The following is a 23170-nucleotide window of genomic DNA, read 5'->3' on the forward strand; positions in this document are numbered from 1 at the left end:
GAATGCTCCAGAAATCAATGCAAAATAAGCTTTTCCTTCCGATTTCTGCGATACCTCACCCCTTGAGTGAACCCGCTGTCAGACCTGCTACAAAGTAACGCTGGAGCAGAAGGAACAGCACGATCATCGGAATGGCCGTTACCAGCACACCTGTAAGCATCATCGGGTAGTTCGTCACGTATTCCCCGCGGAACTGCATAAGTGCGAGCGGTAAAGTGAGCTTGGACTTACTGCTGAGCATCAGCATCGGAATAAGCAAATCATTCCAGACCATGACGAGCAGGAACGTAGCCGTTGCCGCCAGCGAAGGTGTAGCCAGTGGCAGTGCAATCCGGGTATAGAGTCTCCATTCACTTGCTCCATCCATACTGCCTGCTTCCAGAATCTCCGAATTGAGCATGCGCATGAAACCTGTCAGCATAAATACTGAGACAGGCATCAGCATTGCCGCGGATACGACAATCAATCCCGTGAGACTGTCCGACCACCCGAGTGTACGCGTGAGAGAATAGATCGGCAGCATACTCACTTGGGAAGGAACGATCAACCCTGCTACGAACAGAGCAAATACAATTTTGCCTACACTGCCGCCCCAGCGGACAATGGCGTAAGCAATCATGCTACTCAGCAATAACTCAATGGCAACCGTACCAAGCGTCACGACCAGACTGTTTCCGAAATATTGCCACATCGGCTGATTGCGGAACATGCCAGTGATGTTATCCCACGTAAACGGGTCCGGCCAGCTGAATGGACTGGTGAAGAAATTGCTGCTTGTTTTGAACGAGGATACAAACACAAAGTACAGCGGCACCAGAATCAGCAGCGCGTACACCAATAAGATCAGGCGATTGAACCATTTTAAAAACATGTGAACTCCCTTCTGCCTCGATTGCAGGATGAATGCTCCAACATCAACCTCAATAACTTACCCGGTCGGCACGTAGTGCCTTGAACTGCAACAGCGTCAAGAGCGCGAGCAACACCAGGAAGATCATGGAACCGGCAGAAGCCAGACCAAATGAATAGCTGCCAAAGGCGGTATGATAGATATATGTTGTCAAAATTTCAGTTGCGTAGTTCGGCCCTCCGTCCGTCATTGTGAAAATGAGGTCAAATGCCTTGAACGACTGAATCGTCGTATAGGCCACAACAATCGTTGCCGAAGGTGCCAGCAGTGGCCAGGTCACGGTACGGAATACCTGCCATTTGCTGCCGCCATCCATACGAGCCGCTTCATACAGTTCTGCCGGAATGCCTTGCAGACCCGCGATAAATACAATCATCATCTGGCCAGCGTGGGCCCAGACTTGCACCGCAGCGATGGAATAGATGGCGATCTTGGGATCACCAATCCAGTTGCGAGCGATGCTGCTCATACCCGCTTCATTCAGTCCATAGTTGATCAATCCAATGGATGGATCATACATAAATGCCCAGATCAGTCCAACCGATACGGAGGACAGAATCGCAGGCAGGAAATACAATGCCCGAAGCACAATGCGTGTCTTGGTATTGCGTACCAGGAGCAGCGCCAAGACAAGTGATATAAAGGTTTGTGCAATAACAACTGTTAACATGAACTCCACGTTGTTGCCAAAGGCTTTGCGGAATACGATGCTGCTGAGACTGTCCTTGTAATTATCCAGCCCTACAAATGCATACGACGGGGATACCCCATCCCAGTCCGTAAAGGAATAGAACAGCCCCGTCAATGTAGGAAATACGAACAATCCAACGTACAGCAACAACCCGGGGATCAGAAATAGGGATAGCTGAAGACGGTTTTTCATCGTTTATTTCCCGATATGCTGATCAATGATCGCTTGTGCCTGCTGTGCTGCTTCTTCCGGAGAAGTGCCGCTCAGTACAGCCTGGATGGAGTTGGTTACTGCTTTTTGATTGTCTCCGTTCAGGATGGTGAACCGTGGCTGGAACACGGTCTTTTTGCTCGCCCATTCTCCGGCTACCTGAAGCTCAGGCGTATCGTACTTCACATCATTCACCGTTACATTCTGTCCCGTCTGGTTGGCATAGTCACTCGCTACATCGGGATTGCTCAGGAATTCGAGGAACTTCTTCGCTTCTTCCGGATGTTTTGACTTGCTGTTCACCGCGAGCATGAACGTAGTGGTATGCACTCCTTCATACTTCGCTTGATCTGCACTTACCGTAATTGGTGCAAGCAGTTTTTGCTCCAGATTAGGATTCTGCTGCTTGTTCTGAGCCAACTGATATGATCCACTTGCCAGCATCGCTGCTTTCTCTTGAATAAACAGTGCGCCCGCCGCAGGGTCTTTGGTACCCAGTGCATCCTGTTGGAAGTAACCTTTATCGTTCAGTTCCTTGATTTGAGTCAATGTTTTCACCCAAAACTCATCCGTCAGTTTGGCTTCGCCCGCTTCTACTTTGGTAAAAATGTCGTCACTCGGTGCATTGTTCATCACCATCGTATTCATGAATTGCCCTGGGCCTATGTCAGCTCCGGCAAAAGCAATCGGAATGATACCATTGTCTTTCAGCTTCTGGCAAAGGGCCAGGAAGCCTTCCCAATCGGTTGGTGGCGTCAGGCCGTATTGTTCAAAAAGTTTTACATTATAGATTGGATCGTTGTATACGAGTTGGTACGGAATTGCATATTGCTTGCCATCGTGCTGTCCTGATTCAATCAGCTTCGAATTGTAGGCCGACAAGAACGAGGATCCAGTCAGATCCGTGAACAATCCGGCTTTGGTGAAGGCTTCGAACTGTGCACCCGGGAAGGAAGCAAATACATCTCCTACCGAACCGTCACTGATTTTGGATTGTACGGTGGACTGATATTGATCGGAGGGCAGTGTCTGCATCTCCACTTTAATGTTCGGGTTTTCTTTTTCAAATGCGTCAATAGTCTTGTTGAGTGCTTCGGAATCTTCTCCACGCCAGTGCATGAAGCTGATCGTAACTTTACCTGAACCCGAGGAGCCGTTCTCTCCAGATGACGCGTTATCCCCACCGCCGCAAGCTGACAGCAGGATGGACATCACCAGCATACTGACAAGCGGCAGGATCAATTTTTTATTTTTTTTCATGAAAGACGACCTCCTGAGGATGCTTGATATTTTACTAAAGAATGTTTATACTGACCACTCCGATGACAGAATAACCTTCCGATCGCTGTTATCCCCAGATTTATTTGATTCCTTTTTATAAAAGGAAAAATCCGGGGATAAAGGCGAGATGATGCTTACGAAGTAGCTTTCTTTCAGAAAGCTTTTAGCTTCGCTTCTTCAGATGGGTTCTGCCCTCTCCGTTAAAGTGTAAAAAAAGTTAACTTACTTAATTGGTAGTAACTGAGTGCTGCTTCTGTCTTGTTTTCCATTTCTCACGAATGATGGGCATCACAGTCCGGCCGAAAATTTCGGCCTCTTCCAGATGCGGGTAACCGGACAGAATGAAGGTTGTCACACCCAGATCTCCATATTCCATCAAACGCTCTGCGACCTGTTCGGCTGAACCTACAATGAGAATCGCACCGCCGGAACGCACAACGGACAAGCCTGTCCACAGGTTGGGTCCTACGACAAACTGCTGCTTCTCGGACAGTTCACGTAACTCGTTCTGTCTGCGTTGGTTGGTTGCATCCGTCTCGGCAAAAGCGGCTTTGGCTTTCTCAATCGCTTCTGGTGGTACTTTGCTAATAATCTCCCAAGCCGCTGCCCATGCTTCTTCTTCGGTATCCCGAATGAGTACCTGAGCACGCATGCCGTAACGGAGCTGACGATCTTGTCCCGTTTCCTCTTTCACCTGCTGACGAATGACCTCAATCTCTTCGATCTGCTCCTGAATCCAGTCATGGGGTTCACCCCACATGAGGAACGTATCCGCATGTTCAACAGCGACCTTTTTCGCAATCGGTGAACTTCCTCCTAGATAGAACGGTGGATGTGGATTTTGCACCGTCTCCGGCATGCCTACCGGTCCTTTGAAATTGTAATACTGGCCGTTGAATTCAGGATTGGGATCACTGGGTGCATCTGCGCCAGATTTTGAACCACTTCCGGCAAACTCCGTCAAATTCAGTCCCGTCGATTGGGTCCATGAACGCTTCATGACTTCCATATACTCGCTCGCCCGCACATACCGTTCATCATGCGCATGTGCCAGTGGATCGCCGAGTTCCTCCAGATCTCGAACAGAACTGCCTGTCACCACATTGATCATGGCGCGACCACCAGAGAGCTGATCCAGTGCCGCTCCCATTCGTGCAGCGAGTACGGGTGTAACCAAACCCGGGCGAATGGCCACAAGTGGACGCAATGTCTTCGTGTGACTCATCACAGCTGAGCCGACCACCCACGCGTCCAGACAGGCTCCCCCTGTAGGAATCAGTACAAATTCGAATCCTGCCTTCTCCGCCGTCTGTGCCACATCAACCAGATAATCCAGACTCGGTTCCCGCTCCGGAGCAACCCCTACATACTTACCATCCCCTGCTGTAGGCAAAAACCATCCAAACTTCATATCTTCCTGTTCGCTCACAAAAGTCAATCCCTTCTATGAATAAATAAAGTCTCATGTTAAAAATTAAGATCACTGTTCTGCCACTTGGCCGTTCCGGTTACGAATCGTTCTTCCGATCACTGTTATCTCCAGATTTTTTTGATTCCCTTTTCTAAGGGGAAATCCGGAGATAAAGGTGAACACTACGTTTCTTCAGAATCGATTTCGTCCCCTCCACTACGTTTGCACTCGTTTAAAACTTATTTTTAAAGTGTGCCTAATTTCTAACTCATTTTCAAAGTAGGTATCCAAATGCCGATTAATTAACTTGGTTTAATAGGTATGGACATCATAACAATTGATTTGTCTGTGAGCAATGTCATTTCGCGGCAATTTTATTTTGTCATTTTGTGGTCTTTTCTCAGATTTAGGTCTTCCTGATCTTGAATATATATAAAACCCACCTGTATAATTGGTTTAAATGCGTGTTCAAAAAGTCCGGTTTTCAGTACCGAGAAGATGGAATGAAGTTAGAAATGGAGTAGCAGAGCGTAGATAGAGCTACGTGAGCAACGGACATTTCGGCTGAATGCCATATTCGATGTTGATGATGCCACTAGGCATGATTCGTAATCAAAAGTGGACTTTTTGAACTACATCTGTAAGCGAAACTTTTGGAATGTACAAACGATACTTATACAATAAAGAGGTGTTCCTGATGACCGAGAGCATGAAGGAGGACCACCATGAGTTTTTGGATATTATTTTCTTCACTCCATCTGAATTCGAGAAAGCTGGTGGCGCCTGGCCGATCCGCATCGGCCGCAATATAGCCAAGACCAACTATCATATTGGCCCGCGCACTACACCTTATTATTATTTGCTGTTTGTGCTGGAGGGGGAAGGTACATTCATACAGAACGGACAGCGTCATGCCCTTCGAGCCAGGGATGCGTTCTGTCTGTTTCCACATGTTACCCATGAGTACTGGACGGACCCCGAGGATACGTTGCAGAAAATATTTATTGCCTTTGACGGCGCACATGCAGCCGAACTGCTTTCCCGAATTGGACTTACACCCGACTCACCATACCGTTCAGGTGTACTTACCCCGGAGACTGCAAGTGCCATGCGCTCATTCATGGAGGATGTTCGAAAACCGCAGGACGGAGCGAGTGATCTGGGACGACTCACCCGGTTTCTAAACCTTTTTGACCGGATAGCCCGCTCCCCCGCAACTAAAGGATTGCAACCGGGTTCAGCCACACCTTGGCTCCAGAAAGGCAAGGAATACATGGACATCCATTTTGCAGGTGGCATCTCCGTGGAAGGCGTGTCCGCTCATGCGGGTGTGGATCGAACCCATTTTGCCAAACAGTTCCGCAAAGCCTATGGCCTGTCCCCTGTGCAATATATCCAGCAATTGAAAATGAATCAGGCCAAACGTCTGCTCGTGCAGACGCCGCTAAGCTTAACTGAAGTGGCTCATTCCGTAGGTTACCCGGACTTGTTCTCCTTCTCCAAAGCGTTCAAAAAGCAAGTCGGTCTGCCGCCCAATCGCTATCGCACAGCGGAGAGCACGAAAGAATGAGGGAGCGACTTTCCCTCCTCAGCCTATACTCCATGCCTCATGCACCACGCCTTGTGTGCTGTGTGTAAGATGTTGCCTCTACCAAAGTACAACGGACTCCTGAGTTTCATATCCTGCACATCATAGTGCTGCCAAACCCATTACGAAATCCACCACCAAAAAGGCAAGCCCCATCTACCCGGGACTTGCCTTCTTTCTATACTATAGTCTTGACTACACGTACTACCTGAAACTAGAAACTTTTTTACGTTGACCTAACGCTATTCCTTCTTTTCATCCTTGCGCGCAAGCGGAATACCGTTCTCCTTGGCATACCATGCTTCATAATGATGCACAGCCACACCTGCAAAAGAAGAATGAGAGGTACCGAGATCAAACACCTTTGCCATCTCTTCATTCATATTGCTAACCGGTTTACGGAAAAAGGTCAGGTGATCACCCTCGTGTGTATCCGCGAGTTCCGCTCCAATCCAGACTTTCTTGCCGAGATCATCCGCTTCGTCCAGTTCTTCCTTGGACAGATCATACATCTGCTGCCCACTATCCCGGTAAGCCATAATGGCCACCGCATCAAAGTGGGAGATCACCCAGCGACTGAATGTACCTCCTTCAGCCGACTGACGGGCATCAAGCCAGAAAGGAATGGCAGCGCTCATGTACAGTCCGGCATCCTCGCCGGCTTTTGTCCAGGCCTTCATGTTGTTCTGCCACTCTGCAATGACGCTGCTCTCCTCGTTCTCCCAGCGCTTCAACTGATACGGCTCCACATCCAGTTGAATGCCTTCGAAGCGTTCATTCTTGGCCGAAGCTGCATTATATGCTCTTACTCGCTCGATAAAATCAAGTCCTTCATCCCGCTTCTCCTCATAGGCCCAGTCTGCATGACCGTTAAGTCCATGCACTTCAATCTCAGCCTGTCGGGCAGCCGCAATGAATTTGCGGTATGTTGCGTCAGGCAACTCATCCTGGATTTGCAGGAAGATGGTATCAACGCCCTGTTCTTTGGAGAAAGCAATAATCTCAGGTGTCTGCTCTGCAATAATGGACGCGTCCCACAGCCAGGTCGCTTTGTGTTCCTCTGCCGAGAACCATTTGAACATCCAGGACAGAAGCAGCAGGCACAACACCACAGCCAGAATAGCCCATTTCGCCATACCCACCAGCTTGCCCCGTTGCCTCATATATTTCCTCAGACGAGCAACGCTTCACTTGGTTCAAGCACAGGATGCTGTACCGAGTGACCAATTTTGTAGATATGCGGATGTGTGTACGAACGGAACGCATTACGTGTATCCAGAATCGGCACACCCATCTCGGCAATATCAAAGTAAGGCAAATCGCTGTGGTTGGTGATCAGCACGATGCAATCGTACTTCTTGAACTGCTCCAGATTGAACGCTTCACTGTGTACGGTCTCGCCATGTTTGTCCTGGAAGGAATCCGCATGTGGATCGTAGTAGCTAACGTTAGCTCCACTTTCCTTGAACAGTTCATATACTTCCAGTCCTGGTGATTCACGCAGGTCGGCAATATTCGGCTTGTACGACATGCCAAGGAGCAGAATATTGGATTTACGTACGGATTTAGCGTATTCGTTCAGAATTGTTGACGTTTTGTTCAATACATAATATGGCATGTTGTCATTGGTGGATTGCGCCAGCTCAATGAATTTGCTATAGAAACGGAAGCCTTTGGCCTTCCATGACAGGTACATCGGATCAAGCGGGATGCAGTGTCCACCGATGCCTGGGCCTGGATAGAATGGCATGAAACCAAATGGTTTCGTCGCCGCCGCGTCAATAACTTCCCAGATATCGATGCCCATACGGTCACACATCATCGCCATTTCATTTACAAAGGCAATGTTTACACTGCGGAATGTGTTCTCCAGCAGTTTGGACATCTCAGCCACTTTTGGTGAGGATACCGGTACTACGGTTTCTACATATTTTCCATATAGCGCTGTTCCGAGCTTCAAGCAAGCTTCAGTTGTGCCCCCGATTACTTTCGGCGTATTAAATGTTGTGAAACGTCCGTTCGACGGGTCCACACGCTCAGGCGAGAAGCAGAGGAAATAGTCTTTACCTGCTTCTTGTCCGATCTTGTCCAGCTGCTGCTGGATCAGTTCTTCGGTTGTACCTGGATAAGTGGTGCTCTCCAGCGTAATCAGCATGCCTGGTTTCATGTGCAGTTTGATCTGATCCACAACCGTCTCGATGTAAGACGTATCCGGGTCCTGATTCTCACTAAGAGGTGTCGGTACGCAGATACTGAGGGCGTCGATCACACGCAGCATGCTGTAATCTGTCGTTGGCTGGAAACGACCGCTTTGCATTACTTTTTTCAACTCATCAGACGAAATATCGTGAATATAGGAATCTCCTTGATAGATACTTTCTACTTTGGACGCATCCAGATCAATTCCGATTACCGTGAAACCTTGATTGACCATTTCCACGGCAAGTGGAAGTCCTACGTAACCGAGCCCGACGACGCCGAGTACAGCTTCTTTATTTTCAATCGCATTCAGTAATGTGTGGAATTGTTGATTCTCCATGATATTCCCTCCGGGCAGTGTATTTGGTGGTGCTTAAAATCCATATAAATAGATGAGTGTCTGTGCTCTAAATGTTGCTCTAATCTATCTGATTCATAGTGTAAAAAAGCTCTTACTTTGCACTTCACACAATCAGCTTATTCAAGCCGTCTTCTAATGCAGGCAGCGTCTGATTCGGGCATCCAGCTCTACAGGCGAGAACGGTTTAGTCATGTAATCATCGACTCCGCTGCGGAAACATTGACTAATCGTCTGCTCGACACGTTGCTCGGTCAACACGACAATTTTGGGTGGCTGCTCCATCTCCAGATTCTGAATATGATGGATGAACGGCAGACCATCGATGCCATACAGATTCAGTTCGGTGAGCACCAGATCTGGTGTGACTTTCTCGATCAACTCCAGTGCAGCCAGTCCATCAACGGCTTCATAGGTTTCGTATCCCTGCATCTTCAACCGCAATTGCAGGAATTCGCGTACCGTCGGATCGTTGTCCACAATCAAAATTCGTTCCGGCTCGTCCGCCGTATTGTCCAGCGTGTAGATATGAATCTCCGACGAATCTACGAGCTTCGAGGACTCAGCCATATGCTGAATAGTTGCCTTCGAAGGGCGCTCCCCTTCCGGGAAACTGGCCAGTGTAATCTGTGGATCGGCACCGGGTACAGTCTCTTGCAACTCATGTTTGATCCGAAGTCCTTCATAATGAACTTCATCCAGTGACAAACCTGGCAGCAGGACGGCAATCGCTTGGGTAGCCCCATCCTTCCACACCTGGAAGGCAGACTCACTCGTTTGTTCCAGATGTGTCCTGACCTGCTGCTCAGGTTGAGAGTTTCCTGCACAATGGATGAACATTAAGCCGCATGTTTCGGCACCCGTTTCCTTCAATCCCTGTTCTACACTTCGGTACACATTAACGGCAGCCTCACGCTGCAATGTCGCCGTATTTGGCATGTTCTTTTCCACCCTTCTCCTCGATTATCTATAAGTCCAAAAAATATTATTTACACTGACACTCCGATGACAGAACAGCCTTTCGATCACTGTTATCCCCAGATTTTTTGATTCCTTTATACAAGGGGAAATCCGGGAATAAGCGTATGCTTTCGATGCAGCTTTCTTTCGGAAAGCTTTTAGGCGCACGCTTCTCTTCTTCAGGCTTTTTCTGCCCTCTCCGTTATCGTGTAAATGTCTAGTTGGACATATAATTGCTTTGATTATTCTTTAATCAAGCGGCTTCGCTTGTTTTCTTCTCATCCTCGGACCAGCTTTGACGTGTCATGGTACCCCATGAGTTGTTGTTTTGCATGAACTGCACATGTCCCTGTAATCTCCACAGTACGCCGAGCTGGTGGTAACCCACGAATTTCAGCGCGGAGTAGACGAGCATTTTGACCAGATCGGAGAGTTTGTTGTAACGTTTGAAAGCAATCTCCTCCAGGACAAGTGCGCCTACACTCAGCAGATAACCACTCACAAAGTTCAGCAGTCCGAACAGAACCAGAATCGGCCATTGCGTCATATCCAGAAGCACATATCCAGCGAGAGCCAGAAGTCCGGTAATCCGGAAATACGGGTTGAGCGCTTCAAAAAGGACGTTATATGGCATGGTCACCATACCCATAACCTTATATTTTGGATTGAACAACATGCCACGATTCTCTATCATGTTCTTCAGATTCCCGCGGCCCCAGCGCTTGCGCTGACTGGACAAGATCCGGTAGGAATCCGGTGCCTGCGTCCAGCACACGGCCTCAGGGCAGAAGGCAATGCGATACTTCAATTTGTTTTCCAGCATGTAACGGTGAAGTTTGATGATGATGTTCATGTCTTCCCCAGGATAACCATCCCGGTATCCACCTACGGCGATAACAGCGTCCTTACGGAACATGCCGAAGGCACCGGAGACAATGATCAGACCGTTCATGTGACTCCAGCCAATCCGTCCGCCCAGGAAGGCTTTGAGATATTCGATCGACTGGAACATGGGCCAGATCTTGCGTGGCAGCGATACATCTTGCACTGCCCCGTTTTCAATTTTGCAGCCATTGGCGATCCTTACATCTCCACCGATGGCTACTGTCTCTTCCGGATTCTCCATATACATGCGTGCCATGCGAATGAGGGCATCCTTCTCCAGCAAAGAATCGGCATCGATGGAAGAGATCAACGGATAATGAGACAGGTTGATCCCGGCATTGAGGGAATCGGCCTTACCGCCGTTTTCCTTGTCAATGACATACAGATCCGGGAACTCCGGGTTATGGTAGATCCCACGAATTTTCTGACAGGCGATCTTGCCCCGAATCTTCGTATTGGGTACTGGCTTCAGACGATATTCTTTCAACAGGATATTCAGTGTCGCATCACTGGAGCCATCATTCACAACAATGACTTCATACGTTGGATAATTCAGCGTCATCAGGCAGTTCACATTTTCAATAATCGTCAGTTCCTCGTTGTATGCCGGTACCAGCAGAGAAACGGAAGGTACCAGTTCCGAGCCTGACAATGTATTGTATTTGGAATAATGCGACCGCCGGAAGATCGTCCAGATGTTACGGAACGATAAGGCCAGAATGGAAAAATAGAGCGTATTTACAAAAACAACATAGTAGATTGCGACCATGCCGTAGATTAATAGTAGATCCCTAAGCAGTGTAATCCCCTCCTACCGTAGCGACACCTGTACGTTTCTTGCTGGTTCTGTTCTCTCGTACAGGGCCAAAATAGCGATCGTACAGCAGTCTTTTTTTGTTATGTGCAATCATCTGCTCTACAGCTCTGTCATCGGTTCTCGTATGCTGCATGGTACTCTCAATCTGCTGCATCGCAATCTCGCGCTCAGCAACTGTACCTTGCACCGCAGCCTGACACAGCGCTTCGAATCCCGGTTCACCGAGCTTGCTCAGACTCTCCGCACTGTTATATCGAACTCTCCAGTCTTCATCCCGAAGCGCTTTGCGCAGCAATGGAATGCTGCCAGATGCATGCTTGTAACCAAGCGCTTGTACCACTTCGGCGCGAACTTCCGGATCGGGGTCCTGGATCAGCTTCAGGATTGTCTCATCCCGGAGTGCCGGACTTGCGCTAAGATACAGCTTCACCGCCTCGGCACGTACATCCTGATGTTCTGCGCCTACCAGTCTGTCGAGTGCAGGCATCACTTCAGGTACAGCCTGTCCCCACATGGCAACCAGTCCGACTTTGACAAAATCAGGATTCCGGTCTTCCAGCAATTCAATTAGAACTCTGCTCGTATCCAGACTCGTTTCGAGCAGAATATCTGCTGCCAGATGGTGAATGGACTTACCTTTGGTTAACAGCAAAGCGAGCATGTCTTTCAGTTCACCTTGCCGAGTCGTACATCTGGAGATGGATCGACCAATCATAATGGCCATCGGGCCTGGTTTCTCATCCTTCAGCAATTCCATCAAACCCGGAACGGCTTCGGGACAACGCATGCCACCCAAGCGATAAGCCGCATCAATCTGGCGACCATAACGCAGACGGCCCAGTTCCTTCAGATCATGCTCTACGAATCCTGCTTCACGGCACAGTGCGATTAATTTGTCGCGATACTCACCCTTGAACTGGTCGATCCATTCAATCAGTCTGTCCTGAATGACTCTGCGTTCCAGCGGAGCCAGTTTGCCTGGTGGCAATCTGAGCGGACTATTCTCGGTCAAGGCTGTTTGCAGATAGGTGAAATAGTCACGCTGCTTCAATTCATAAAACGCCGTCTTGCGTCGTTTGCCATTGTGGGACATTTTCATGGCAAACAATACGATGACGCCTACAACAACAAGTGCGATACAGATGTACAAAAACAGATAGGCCAAAGCCAAACTTGGAAACATGTGAAAAGGTCCTCCTTTATACTTATTTATTCGATCTGAAAACTAGGAATTTTTTCATAACTCTTCTTCATTTTTTCGTAGCTTAGCTTCAGGCGTTCACTATACTGCACCTGCTCCCAAGGCTGCCAGCTATATACCGGCAATGTCTTCAGATCCAGGGTCGTCTGTTCACCCCCAGGCCAAGATACTTTCTTCGTGGCGCGGTCCGTTAACCACGGAATGAGGGTAACGCCTTCCACAGCAACTGTGGAGAACTCACGTCCATTCTTGAGCGGTCCATAGTCGATCGCTTGCAGCGAACTCGGATCACCGAACCCAAGCAGCATCCAGGGAATTCGCATCTCCACCTGATTGCCGTTATACTGCCATGCCGTTAATGAATCCGTATCTGACTGACCGGGAGCTGTCGTTCCCCGTTTCAATGTTCCGACCTTTTCATTCATGAACGGTTGAGCAGATCGGGTATCCGGCGGTGTCATCCTCAGGCTGACTGCCAGATTCCATGGGTGGAACGGATCTGCGGAGTCTGACTGCTGATCTGGCAGCATGTCGTATCCATCCTTGCCGTACAGGCGCTGATTAAAGTCATAATCCTTGGCAATCCCCACCTGTGATTCTTCATCTTGCCCCAGTGTAATCACCGTCTCAAGACCATCACTGAGCGTCCGGCCCGGGAGTAACTTGTCAGGCTGACTGCCTCCAGCAAGTGTATCTGTGCCAATTCGCAGCACTGTCTTCTCCGGGTCAAACGGTTGATCCAAGGTCAGCCCAATATACAGATAGGCTTCATCATGAGTCATCTTCATTTCCTGAATGCCGTCCACTTGGCCCTGCCAGGTCGTGACCTCTTCGACCTTCAGATCATCCCAGTCATCCAGTGATCCGTCGATGGTCAACTGTTCCTGTTTACCCGGGTCCATGGCAAGCAGACCAAACATCTTCTCGTTTGTCAGTACGTTCAGCCAATATGCACGGCGATCAGCCGGGATTTCCAGTGGCATCGTGTTCCATGTTTTTTTGAACCATTCATCCTGCCACATGAACACAATCGCTCCCGAGTATCCTTCATCATAGATATCCTGCGTCAGTGACGCGTCAATATCTCCCTGCTCTACTTCGTTATGTCCACCCTGATTCCGTCCTCCCATACCCAGATGGGAAATACCAAGAGAAGAGGGTACGCCATACTCTGTAATCATTACAGGCATATCGGAAAACTCGGCTTTCAGCTTGCGCAGATAACTTTTGTACGTGTTGTACTCACCGTTCTCATCCTTGATGGTTTGGAGTGTTTTATCGATATGGAACAGATCCGGGTAATACGGGTACACATGGTAGGCTGCAAAATAACCTCCCTGCCACGCCTCCGGCTGAATATGTCGGGCATCCACACTGACGAGATCCTCTTCATACAGCGGCTCGCCGGGATGATCCAGCACATCGGTCGTTACCCAGTTGGTGAAAGTCATCGGATGCTCCCATCCATACTTCTTCTCCAGGACCGCTGTATGATCCAGCAGTTCTGCGAGCCAGTTCTCGAACGGTGACGCTTCTGGACTCGCCGAGAAATGAACTCCCTTGTACTGCGGCACGTCCGCATGTTTTGCGTTTGTGTTGTCTACCATCGCCGGGTCCCATTCCGTACCCACATGCCAGGCCATCAGATATTTTCCAGCATTCGTCTTGTATTTGCCGCTGGACTCTCCCTGCTTGGCAGGAATGTCCGCATCGCCATAGACAGCAGATACGGCCTTTTCAATCTCCTGCTTGAACGTCTGCTCAATATGCGCCGCATAGGCATCCTGCTTCTCAATTAACTCTTCTTCAGGCGACCATATGCCCTGTATAAAATATAACGGTTGCTCCCGGCCGCGGTTATATTCGACTAATGCGGAGTAGAAAATCGGTTCGTGAACCGTGTATACCCGGATTACATTGGCTCCCAGATCCTCGATCTGCTGGAACCACCGCAAGTAATCCTCTTTGGTCAGCGGGAATTCTCCCGGGTAATGCCCCGGTGAAGTTGCGCCCAGGTTGACACCTTTGACGAACATCTCCCTCCACGTTCCATCTGGCCCGTATTCCATGAACCGGTCTCCATCGGTCTTGAATTTCATCTCCGTGCCGTTCTCCGCTGTGTACGTAACGAGCTTGGGTTGCATATAGTGCCATCCAGCAAATATCCCGCCAGTCACCACCACTGCTCCCGTCAACACCGTTAATAACCAGCGTCTTCGTCTTTGTCTGCTCATGTCTTTAGATTGCTCACCTCTCTATTATGCATCCTGCTTCAACACCGAATGGTCCAACATGAAGCATAGGAATCATTCCGCTTCGGATGTCCGCTTGGTAGAGATGTCAGCGGTGTAGTTCTCACTATAGCGCTAAGACTCTGTATTTGTAACTAGGCTGATGGAAGCAAACATGAAATGGAACATTCTGCCCATGATTCGTAAAAAGGTCCATCAACTACCACTCGGAAGCCTCTGGGATACCTCTGATTCCCAAACACTAATAATTGCTCGAATTGCATGGATTAGATGCCTGCTGATCTTGCACTTCTGGAACCTTTATTGTTATGTGCAACGCGGGTACAGGCATCGTTTTACGTTTGAACACATACCCCATTAAACGCGAGTCATATGTTAAAGTTGCGGACCTTTTTACAGTATTAACCATAAAGATTACAAAATTGATACTATAGTCCGATAACGCATCAGCGATATTCCGCGTCACATCAAGGTTTTCTGAAAAATGCAGAAAATCAAAAAAGGACGTCAGTCCCCCTCTATAGGACTGTGCCCATTTATAACCCTTTTACAAAAACCCAAATGAACGCCCGGTCATCAACCGTAGGTCATGGATCTCTCACATTAAATGTAAAAAAGCACATCTTATTTCCTAATTTCTGCCTCTAATATGGCTAACCCATAATTGTGTCCAATTTGCAAAATAATTCCGGTTGCCGCATTTCGAATTGTCGGATATGCTTATAAAACAAGAACACTTGTTCCATACTGTAAATAAACTGTTAATTATCGATGTTCAAATGAAAATAATTGCTTCTTAACATAAGAGCTTAGCATCACGAATAAGGAGAGAAGTCTTATGCCCCGCCAAGACAGACGTGTCATCATGCTGGCAGACTGCCAGTCATTCTATGCCAGTGTGGAGAAGTCTGCACATCCCGAATACAAGGACCGCCCCCTCGTAGTCGCGGGAGATCCGGCGCGCCGTTCGGGTATTATTCTTGCGGCCTGTCCACTCGCCAAGTCCTATGGAATTACGACAGCAGAACGACTGGGCGAAGCGCTCGCCAAATGTCCAGATGTTGTTGTTGTTCGCCCCCGGATGGCCGAGTACATTCGGGTGTCCCTTCATATTACGCGTATCCTTCAGTCTTACACCGATCTGGTGGAACCCTATAGTATTGATGAACAGTTCCTCGATGTCACCGGAAGCCTGGATCTGTTCGGCAGCCCCGAGACGATTGCGCGCAGCATTCAATCGAGGGTGATGGATGAGACGGGTGTGTACATTCGAATCGGTATCAGTGATACCAAGGTCGTTAGTAAGATGGCCTGTGATCTATATGCCAAAAAAGTCCCTGGCGGAATCTGCACGTTGCCTCGCAAAGATCTGCCGTCCACCATCTGGCAGAAGCCTGTACGAGACATGTTCATGGTTGGTTCCCGCATGGCGCAGCATCTCTACAAGATGGGGGTTCACACCATCGGTGATCTGGCCCAGACCCCACTGTCCCGACTGAGAGAACGTTGGGGTGTGAATGGCGAGGTACTGTGGCGTATCGCCCGCGGTATTGACGATTCCCCGGTCAAACCCGGGACATATGCTCATCAGCAGCAGGGAATCGGACATCAGATGACGCTGCCCCGGGACTATGACTCCTGGGAAGATATCAAAGTGGTACTGCTTGAACTGGCGGAACTCGTCAGTCGACGTTCCCGGGACAAATCACTCATGGGCCATGTGGTCTCGGTTGGATGTCGCGGACAGGATTATGATCGACCAACCGGTTTCTCCCGCCAGATGAAGGTGAATGAACCCACCAACATTACGGATGAAGTATACGATGCGGCAGCAGCTCTGTTCCTGCGCCATTGGGACGGATTACCCATCCGCCGCATCAGCGTGTCATTGACCGGACTTGTACCCGATTCCGAAGTGCAACTGTCCTGGTTTGATGACCGCGAACGCAAAAGAGAATTGGAACGTGCCACGGATGATATCAAGCGCAGGTACGGAGATACCGCCATCATGCGGGCATCCTCCCTCTGCTCGTCCGCGCAAGCCCATGAACGTTCTCATAAAATTGGAGGTCATTATAAATGAGTAAAAAATTGCAGCAAAACGGTATCTTCGAGTCCTCACGCATGATGCTCCCCGAACACCGGGAAGCCTACATTCTTCATCAGGAACAACTAGCTCCTCGTACCCGCCCATCCCTGGATGCCCAGGCCGCGGAAGAAATGTCCCGTTTGCTCAGTAACTCGATGATGCTTGGAGATAGGGTCACCATTACCGTGTTTCACGAACATGACGATATCCGTTATACTGGTCAAGTACTTCGACTGGACCGTCCGGCTCGTACCCTCAGACTGCTGATGGAAGATGGGTCCCGGGATATTCAGATGAACCTCATTACAGATGTGGCCCTAGCCGATGACTGAAGGCGTATATACCCGCCCCCATGTTGCGGATAATCTATGATAGATGCAGCATAGTCGTTGCCATGCAGGACTGTCTTCCTACACTTCCAGGTGAATACCAAAAGCAGCCGACGAGACATACCCAGACCATTCACTTCGTTCTAAAGAAGCAAAATATCAGATACGTGATTCATCGGCTGCATATAAGGGTAAAGCTTTTTTTCTGAAAAACTTCTTAGAAAAAGCTCCAGTCGAATTCCTTGGACAGACGCTCGAGCAGATGCACACCGGCAATACTGTTGCCTTTGCGATTCAGAGCCGGGCCAACAAGACCTATGCCGAATTGTCCCGGTACAAGGGTCAGAATTCCACCGGATACTCCACTTTTGGCGGGCAAGCCGACCTCGATGGCAAATTCGCCTGATGCATTATACATACCACAGGTGGTCATGAAGGTTTTGGCAATCTGAACATAGCGACGAGGGATGAGTTCTTCTCCCGTAATTGGATCTGTTCCATTATAGGCCAGAACGAGTGACATTCGAGACAGATCTGCACACGTCACTTCAATGGAGCAATGACGGAAATACACGGCAAGCACGTCTTCAACGTCATCCTTAATGACCCCGTTGTGCTTCAAAAAGTAGCCAAGTGAACGATTCATATGACCACTCTCCGATTCGGACTGGAATACCTCTTCGTTATAGCCCAGCTGATCATTATTCGCCAGTTTGCGGAAAAACTCCAGAATGCGGCGTGATTTCTCTTCCTTACAGTCTCCTCCAACAAGCGAGGACACCGTAATCGCACCCGCATTAATCAGTGGATTAAATGGAATACCGGGTTCAACCAATTCAAGCTTGATCATCGAATCATAATCGTCGCCTGTGGGTTCTTTTCCTACATTAAAGAAGACTGCTTCTTCACCATGGTCCATTAAGGCCAGAATAAGGGTAAATACTTTGGAGATACTTTGCATTGTAAATGGGACACCGCAATCCCCTGCCGACACATAGTTCCCTTCGGCGTCCATGATATGTATACCAAGCTCATCCTGAGAGGCTTTGACAAGCTCCGGGATATAAGAAGCCACCTTACCCTGCCCGGTGTGCAAACGACTGGTCTCCAGCCACTCCGGCAGCAATGCATTCAGACGTTCCATGGTTGAATTGCTCATATGTCATCTCCTCCACATCTCTATATAAGCATCTTGCATGAAATGTACATGGGTGAACCCATGCACCATGGTGATAATGAGTTCCAGCCATCTCATGCAAAATGCCCTATATTATCTGATTACCCTCAGAATAGTTCCTTTACCGCTTCGTTTGAAGATTCAACTCCAAAATCTCCCCAGGAAGACCATCGTAATCACCCGTCCAGGTGGATACAAAGTTCTGTCTGGTCAAGATCCGGCGGGAAGCAGCGTTACCCGGATCGATAACTGCATAGAGGGATCCAATCCCTGCGGCTTGTGCCTGAATAATCAACCGTGACGCTATGGATGTGCCTTGACCTTTGCCCCAATGTTCAGGCAGGATCATGTAACCTATCTCAGCCTTGGTCGGGTCCTCCTGATCCGGAATCAATTTGGCATACGCCACACCGGCACCATCTTCACTATATACTCGGTAATGTCCGCAAGTGGAACGCTCATTAAACTCCAGCATGGACTCAAATTGCGTTCTCGCCTCTTGCTCCGGTATTGCATGTTCTGTAATCTGTTTCATTACTTCCATATTGGAAACCAATGCATAATAATCATCAAAATCAGGTTGTGTGTATTTAATGAACTTCATGATATGCCTCCTCTGGGGTACATAACTTGTCTTGGTCTTGTTGAATTCACCTAGAGTATAACAGATGCGAATGATGGAATGCACACAAGGCACCACGCTTGCAGGCAGCCAGATGGTCCGATAGGCCAACAAGTCAGCAATCTGGCCACTGTAGATACCAAAAAGCGGCCTCTACTGGAGACCGCTTTGTTTACTTTGTTTTTTAATTTGCTTTTTAAGATGAAGAAATATCCTCAGTTCCGTACTTCCAGTGCATGTTATTAGCTTGCCCGGGATGAAGGGTTAAGGTTCATCTGTTTTTCACGTTGACGAGCACGACGACCTTCACCTGGAGGGGTGATGATCAGTGCGAGCAACAGCGAGACAGCGCAGAGTACAGCAATCACGATGAAGGTTAGATGGAATCCGCCCAGCAGGGCGCTGATGAATGATCCTGCCAAGGCACCAAATCCAAATCCCTGATAGATCACACCATAGTTTTTGCTTTGATTTTTCAGTCCGAAGTAATCGGCCACAATCGCCGGGAATACCGTAATGTTACCGCCAAAGCAGAATGCAACGGCCGCCACACAGGCGAAGAAGATCCCGAAGGTCAGTGGAACCAGACTAAGTGTCATGACAGCTACGGCTGTAACCAGCAGCGCACCAGCGATGACTTTCATTCGTCCTACTTTATCCGACAGCGCACCAAGAATAATACGTCCTGCCGTGTTAAAGATTGCAACCATGGCCACTGCGTTCGCAGCGGTAGCTACATCAAGACCTGCAAGCTGTACACCGATATCTTTAACAATACCAATCAGGTACAGACCGCTCATACACGCCGTGAAGAAAATAACAAACAGCATATACGCTTCTTTTGTACGCAGCATCTCTTTCACCGTGTAATCATGACGTGCTACGACTTGTTTGGATCCTTCCTTGCTTGTAGGAGCCTGTTCACGAACAACCGCTTCACGGATCAGGAATGATCCCGCAACCACCAGAACCAGAACGATAATACCCCAGTACATAAATGCCTGAGCAGGACCAACGGCACCAATCAATGCTGTGTTCACATATTTGAACAATAAACTACCGGTACCAAAGGCGCCGACCGAGATCCCCGAGATCAGACCTTTACGCTCCGGGAACCATTTGATCAGATTAGACAGCGACGTAATGTACGCCGTACCGTCTGCAAAACCAACAACAAATCCAGCCAAAATGTACAGCAGTGTTAACGAGGTGACTTGGGAACTCAGAATAAGACCCAGCCCAAGCACAACCCCGGCTACACGGATCAGGCGCTGAAGACCCCAACGTTCCTGCAACCGGCCTGCAAACAATGTGGCAAATGCCAAAGCAAAACTGGTAATTGAAAAAGTTATCGCGACCGAGCTGACGTCCCATCCGAAACGATCAGACAACGGTTGATTAAATAAACTCCAAGTATAGATGGTTCCAAGACCCATTTGTACAATGATGGTCCCCAAAACAATAAGCCAGCGATTCATTTTTGTAGGTGCAGATGTTGATTCAGGTGTTGATGAAACGGATGAAATGGTTGCTTTCATCGTGATCTCCCCTTTGCCGATGTCATATACATGAATGCGTTCACAAGCTAATCATACATGAAAGGGGATTCATCACACCGTTTTGAGCATGAGTTGCATCAGATGCGGAATGAAATGCTTCTAGATGCGCATGAGTTGCCTGAATTCTTTGACCTTCCCGCGACTCACGGGCACTTCAGCTTCCAAATCGCGCAGACGGAGCAGATACGTATTGTTGAACCAAGGTACAATTTCACGGATTTGCGACAGATTTACGACGTACGAACGGTGGCAGCGAAAGAACGTATCCTGTGGCAGACGGCTGTGAAAATCCGATATGCTCACTGGCATGGTGAACTCCCCATTTTTGGTATATACCTTCGTCACTTTCTCTTGTGCTTCCGCATAGTAGATATCTGCCGTATCCGTAACAATAATATTGTCATTCCGCAGCAGATTAATTCTTCTGTCTGTATGGGAATTCGTATCTCGTTCTCGTACCAGTTCACCATGCGCAGCAGATCCGTCCGCCGTAGGGGCTGGTCCATCCTCATCATGTTGCTCCACCGGCGCATAATCACGTTTGAATGCAAGTTCCAGCTTATGGAGCATTGCAGCAATTCGTTTCTCGTCATACGGTTTCAGAATATAATCAAACGCCTCCAACTCAAAGGCTTCCGCTGCATGTTCCTTATACGCCGTAGTAAATACAATGTAGGGTTTCGTTGCAAATTTCCCAATATGATGGGCCAGCATCATACCGTCCAGCGAGGGAATATTGATATCAAGGAAAATGACATCTACTTCTTGTTCCTGTAAAAATTTCAGTACATCTAGCCCGTCTTCAAGGCGGTCCACCACTTCAATCTGACTATGTTCCTGGATTAAATAATTCAATTCCTCACTCGCCAGAATCTCGTCTTCCACAATAAGAGCTCTCATTGATCCATCATCACCTTGTTACGACATCTCCTTTGGGCACATCAAATAAAATATCCGTTCCTTGTTCCAGCCTTGTAATGGTTACACCTTGTCCGTAGATAAGCTTGACCCGGCGATGCACATTATATAGCCCGATCTGGTTACCAGGCATGCGGTCATGGTAAACACGTTCAATTATATCTGCACTGATTCCTGCTCCTGTATCACTGACACTGATTCGCACAAACTCCGGATAATCCTGTACCCGAATTCGAACAGTCCCAGGTCCTTTGACCTTGAGAATGCCATGAATAATTGCATTTTCGACGAGCGGCTGGATAACAAGACTCGGAATATGCACCGCGACCTCATCAATGTCATAGATCACGTTAAGTCGGCTACCAAAGCGAGCTTTCTCAATCTCTACATAATTACGGACCTGCTCCAGTTCCTTATGAATATCAATTAACTCATCCGACAGCTCCAGATTGTAACGCATGTACCCCGATAGATTCACAATCAGCTCCCGCGCTCGATCCGGTTTGGTTCGGATGGACGAAGCAATCGCATTTAGCGCATTAAACAGAAAATGAGGATGAATGGTTGTCTGTAACGCACGTAGCTCCGCTTTGTTGGCAGCAGCCTTGATCTCTTCTACCCGCGATACTTCCATCTGGGTTGAGATGATCTGCGATAGACCTACAGCCATTGTTTGTAATGGATACGTAATTTTGTACGCTTTGCGATAATAAATTTTCAGCGCACCTGTAATGTCTCCTCGTTCTTTGAGCGGAATGATTAACAGCGAGTGGATATCGGGTGTTTTTTCATCAATCACATCATTACTGATCGTAATCTCCCCGCTGGATATCGTCTTCTTGGTCATCTCACTTATAATCTCATTACCGATATGATATCGTTCCTCACCAAATCCTACATACGCCAGTACATTCCGGGTATCCGTAATTGCAACCGCATCGGCCTGAATATCCTCCTGAATAATCCGGCAGATTTTACGCAGAGAATCCTCATCAATCGAACGGAAATAAGGCAAGGTTTTGTTTGCAATCTCCAGTGCCAGCTTCGCCTGACGAGCTGCAATCATTTCCTTTTCCCCTTCAACACTCTGCACCAAGAGCACAATCAGCCCAATGTTGACTTCACCCAGAATCATAGGAAGCGCAATCTGCGACACAATATCAGCACCCAGTGGATCGGGATAGGAAAATAGCAGGATTAATAACATCGTGAGCGCTTCACAGATCATTCCGGCACCAATACCGATAATCCATCGCTTGGGTTTGGGCGTGTACTTATGTATATATCCGGAGACCAGACCTGCCAGGATACTCGTGATTAGACACGGTATAGCTGTGACTCCATCCATATCAATCAGATACCGATGCACCCCGGAGACAATCCCCGTAATAATACCCACAGGCGCTCCGAACAAAATACCACCCGATAACACGGCGATGATCCGCACATTCACCAGTGAACCTTCAACATTAATGCCCGTATATGTCCCGAAGATGGCAAAAGCACAGAATAACAAGGTAACCGCAATAGACTCCTGCCACCTTAATTTCCCCTTTTGCAGAATCTGCCTAAATCTCGGCACCCTCGACAGAAAGAATAAAAATATAATCAACAGCGCCGCCCGTTCAAATAAACCCAGCAGCATCGTAAACATTTCCAATCGTACTTCCTCCACATCTGTTTGAAAAATAAAATGCATATCAGCACAGCCAC

Annotated in this window: 18 protein-coding genes; 3 read left to right on the forward strand and 15 right to left on the reverse strand. The window is 48.4% G+C overall.

Annotation, left to right across the window (positions count from 1 at the left end; all coding sequences use genetic code 11):
• Positions 1–55: 55 nt before the first annotated feature.
• The 4 genes from MHI48_RS20440 to MHI48_RS20455 form a co-directional block, all read right to left on the reverse strand.
• Positions 56–871, reverse strand: coding sequence for a carbohydrate ABC transporter permease (locus MHI48_RS20440; protein ID WP_076328013.1), 816 nt, complete (start codon positions 869–871; stop codon positions 56–58).
• A gap of 49 nt (positions 872–920) precedes the next feature.
• Positions 921–1793, reverse strand: a complete 873-nt coding sequence (locus tag MHI48_RS20445; protein WP_017687487.1) for a carbohydrate ABC transporter permease — start codon at positions 1791–1793, stop codon at positions 921–923.
• Between the two features lie 3 nt (positions 1794–1796).
• Positions 1797–3071: an ABC transporter substrate-binding protein gene (locus tag MHI48_RS20450; protein ID WP_076328014.1), complete on the reverse strand. Its 1275-nt coding sequence runs from the start codon at positions 3069–3071 to the stop codon at positions 1797–1799.
• A 247-nt stretch (positions 3072–3318) separates the two neighbouring features.
• Positions 3319–4503, reverse strand: coding sequence for an LLM class flavin-dependent oxidoreductase (locus MHI48_RS20455; protein ID WP_076328234.1), 1185 nt, complete (start codon positions 4501–4503; stop codon positions 3319–3321).
• A 697-nt stretch (positions 4504–5200) separates the two neighbouring features.
• Between MHI48_RS20455 and MHI48_RS20460 the strand changes: the two genes are divergently transcribed.
• Positions 5201–6073: an AraC family transcriptional regulator gene (locus tag MHI48_RS20460; RefSeq protein WP_083677400.1), complete on the forward strand. Its 873-nt coding sequence runs from the start codon at positions 5201–5203 to the stop codon at positions 6071–6073.
• Between the two features lie 260 nt (positions 6074–6333).
• Here MHI48_RS20460 and MHI48_RS20465 read toward each other — a convergent pair whose 3' ends face one another.
• The 6 genes from MHI48_RS20465 to MHI48_RS20490 all read right to left on the reverse strand — a co-directional run bounded on the left by MHI48_RS20465 (position 6334) and on the right by MHI48_RS20490 (position 14745).
• Positions 6334–7254, reverse strand: coding sequence for a hypothetical protein (locus MHI48_RS20465; RefSeq protein WP_405141602.1), 921 nt, complete (start codon positions 7252–7254; stop codon positions 6334–6336).
• An 8-nt stretch (positions 7255–7262) separates the two neighbouring features.
• Positions 7263–8630, reverse strand: coding sequence for a nucleotide sugar dehydrogenase (locus MHI48_RS20470; RefSeq protein ID WP_036674926.1), 1368 nt, complete (start codon positions 8628–8630; stop codon positions 7263–7265).
• 153 nt (positions 8631–8783) lie between these two features.
• Positions 8784–9587 carry a response regulator transcription factor gene (locus MHI48_RS20475; RefSeq protein ID WP_036674925.1) on the reverse strand — a complete coding sequence of 268 codons (804 nt, stop codon included), beginning with the start codon at positions 9585–9587 and terminating at the stop codon, positions 8784–8786.
• A 274-nt stretch (positions 9588–9861) separates the two neighbouring features.
• Positions 9862–11262, reverse strand: a complete 1401-nt coding sequence (locus MHI48_RS20480) for a glycosyltransferase (protein WP_179088526.1) — start codon at positions 11260–11262, stop codon at positions 9862–9864.
• Between the two features lie 22 nt (positions 11263–11284).
• Positions 11285–12493 (reverse strand): HEAT repeat domain-containing protein, encoded by a 1209-nt coding sequence (locus MHI48_RS20485; protein ID WP_253501725.1) that lies wholly within the window; start codon positions 12491–12493, stop codon positions 11285–11287.
• 26 nt (positions 12494–12519) lie between these two features.
• On the reverse strand, positions 12520–14745 hold the full coding sequence (locus tag MHI48_RS20490) for a hypothetical protein (RefSeq protein WP_405141605.1): 2226 nt from the start codon (positions 14743–14745) through the stop codon (positions 12520–12522).
• Between the two features lie 856 nt (positions 14746–15601).
• Here MHI48_RS20490 and MHI48_RS20495 point away from each other — a divergent pair.
• Both MHI48_RS20495 and MHI48_RS20500 read left to right on the forward strand, forming a co-directional pair.
• Positions 15602–16846, forward strand: coding sequence for a DNA polymerase IV (locus tag MHI48_RS20495; protein WP_036614560.1), 1245 nt, complete (start codon positions 15602–15604; stop codon positions 16844–16846).
• The gene (locus MHI48_RS20500) at positions 16843–17184 is read left to right on the forward strand and encodes a YolD-like family protein (protein ID WP_047843669.1); all 342 of its coding nucleotides are present in this window, start codon (positions 16843–16845) and stop codon (positions 17182–17184) included. Before MHI48_RS20495 ends, MHI48_RS20500 begins: the two co-directional genes overlap by 4 nt.
• Positions 17185–17398: 214 nt before the next feature.
• Here MHI48_RS20500 and glsA read toward each other — a convergent pair whose 3' ends face one another.
• The 5 genes from glsA to MHI48_RS20525 form a co-directional block, all read right to left on the reverse strand.
• Complete coding sequence (gene glsA, locus MHI48_RS20505; protein ID WP_036614565.1) at positions 17399–18340, reverse strand: glutaminase A; 942 nt, start codon at positions 18338–18340, stop codon at positions 17399–17401.
• Between the two features lie 139 nt (positions 18341–18479).
• Entirely contained in the window at positions 18480–18962 is a 483-nt protein-coding gene (locus tag MHI48_RS20510) for a GNAT family N-acetyltransferase (RefSeq protein ID WP_405141608.1), read from the reverse strand.
• Positions 18963–19222: 260 nt separating this feature from the next.
• Positions 19223–20458: an OFA family MFS transporter gene (locus MHI48_RS20515; RefSeq protein WP_036614939.1), complete on the reverse strand. Its 1236-nt coding sequence runs from the start codon at positions 20456–20458 to the stop codon at positions 19223–19225.
• A gap of 180 nt (positions 20459–20638) precedes the next feature.
• A complete protein-coding gene (locus tag MHI48_RS20520; RefSeq protein WP_405141610.1) occupies positions 20639–21439 on the reverse strand; it encodes a LytR/AlgR family response regulator transcription factor in 801 nt (266 codons plus the stop codon).
• Positions 21440–21449: 10 nt separating this feature from the next.
• Positions 21450–23102, reverse strand: coding sequence for a sensor histidine kinase (locus MHI48_RS20525; RefSeq protein ID WP_036660169.1), 1653 nt, complete (start codon positions 23100–23102; stop codon positions 21450–21452).
• Positions 23103–23170: the final 68 nt, after the last annotated feature.

The sequence above is a fragment of the Paenibacillus sp. FSL H7-0942 genome, from assembly GCF_045040715.1.
GTDB classification, from domain to species: Bacteria; Bacillota; Bacilli; order Paenibacillales; family Paenibacillaceae; genus Paenibacillus; species Paenibacillus amylolyticus.

Coding starts and splice junctions, on each gene's coding strand:
- MHI48_RS20475 (WP_036674925.1), bottom strand. CDS start 9,587: ATGCCAAATACGGCGACATTGCAGCGTGAGGCTGCCGTTAATGTGTAC.
- MHI48_RS20450 (WP_076328014.1), bottom strand. CDS start 3,071: ATGAAAAAAAATAAAAAATTGATCCTGCCGCTTGTCAGTATGCTGGTG.
- MHI48_RS20525 (WP_036660169.1), bottom strand. CDS start 23,102: ATGCTGCTGGGTTTATTTGAACGGGCGGCGCTGTTGATTATATTTTTA.
- MHI48_RS20500 (WP_047843669.1), top strand. CDS start 16,843: ATGAGTAAAAAATTGCAGCAAAACGGTATCTTCGAGTCCTCACGCATG.
- MHI48_RS20480 (WP_179088526.1), bottom strand. CDS start 11,262: ATGGTCGCAATCTACTATGTTGTTTTTGTAAATACGCTCTATTTTTCC.
- MHI48_RS20495 (WP_036614560.1), top strand. CDS start 15,602: ATGCCCCGCCAAGACAGACGTGTCATCATGCTGGCAGACTGCCAGTCA.
- MHI48_RS20490 (WP_405141605.1), bottom strand. CDS start 14,745: ATGAGCAGACAAAGACGAAGACGCTGGTTATTAACGGTGTTGACGGGA.
- MHI48_RS20485 (WP_253501725.1), bottom strand. CDS start 12,493: ATGTTTCCAAGTTTGGCTTTGGCCTATCTGTTTTTGTACATCTGTATC.
- MHI48_RS20515 (WP_036614939.1), bottom strand. CDS start 20,458: ATGAATCGCTGGCTTATTGTTTTGGGGACCATCATTGTACAAATGGGT.
- MHI48_RS20510 (WP_405141608.1), bottom strand. CDS start 18,962: ATGAAGTTCATTAAATACACACAACCTGATTTTGATGATTATTATGCA.
- MHI48_RS20440 (WP_076328013.1), bottom strand. CDS start 871: ATGTTTTTAAAATGGTTCAATCGCCTGATCTTATTGGTGTACGCGCTG.
- MHI48_RS20465 (WP_405141602.1), bottom strand. CDS start 7,254: ATGAGGCAACGGGGCAAGCTGGTGGGTATGGCGAAATGGGCTATTCTG.
- MHI48_RS20470 (WP_036674926.1), bottom strand. CDS start 8,630: ATGGAGAATCAACAATTCCACACATTACTGAATGCGATTGAAAATAAA.
- MHI48_RS20455 (WP_076328234.1), bottom strand. CDS start 4,503: ATGAAGTTTGGATGGTTTTTGCCTACAGCAGGGGATGGTAAGTATGTA.
- glsA (WP_036614565.1), bottom strand. CDS start 18,340: ATGAGCAATTCAACCATGGAACGTCTGAATGCATTGCTGCCGGAGTGG.
- MHI48_RS20460 (WP_083677400.1), top strand. CDS start 5,201: ATGACCGAGAGCATGAAGGAGGACCACCATGAGTTTTTGGATATTATT.
- MHI48_RS20520 (WP_405141610.1), bottom strand. CDS start 21,439: ATGAGAGCTCTTATTGTGGAAGACGAGATTCTGGCGAGTGAGGAATTG.
- MHI48_RS20445 (WP_017687487.1), bottom strand. CDS start 1,793: ATGAAAAACCGTCTTCAGCTATCCCTATTTCTGATCCCCGGGTTGTTG.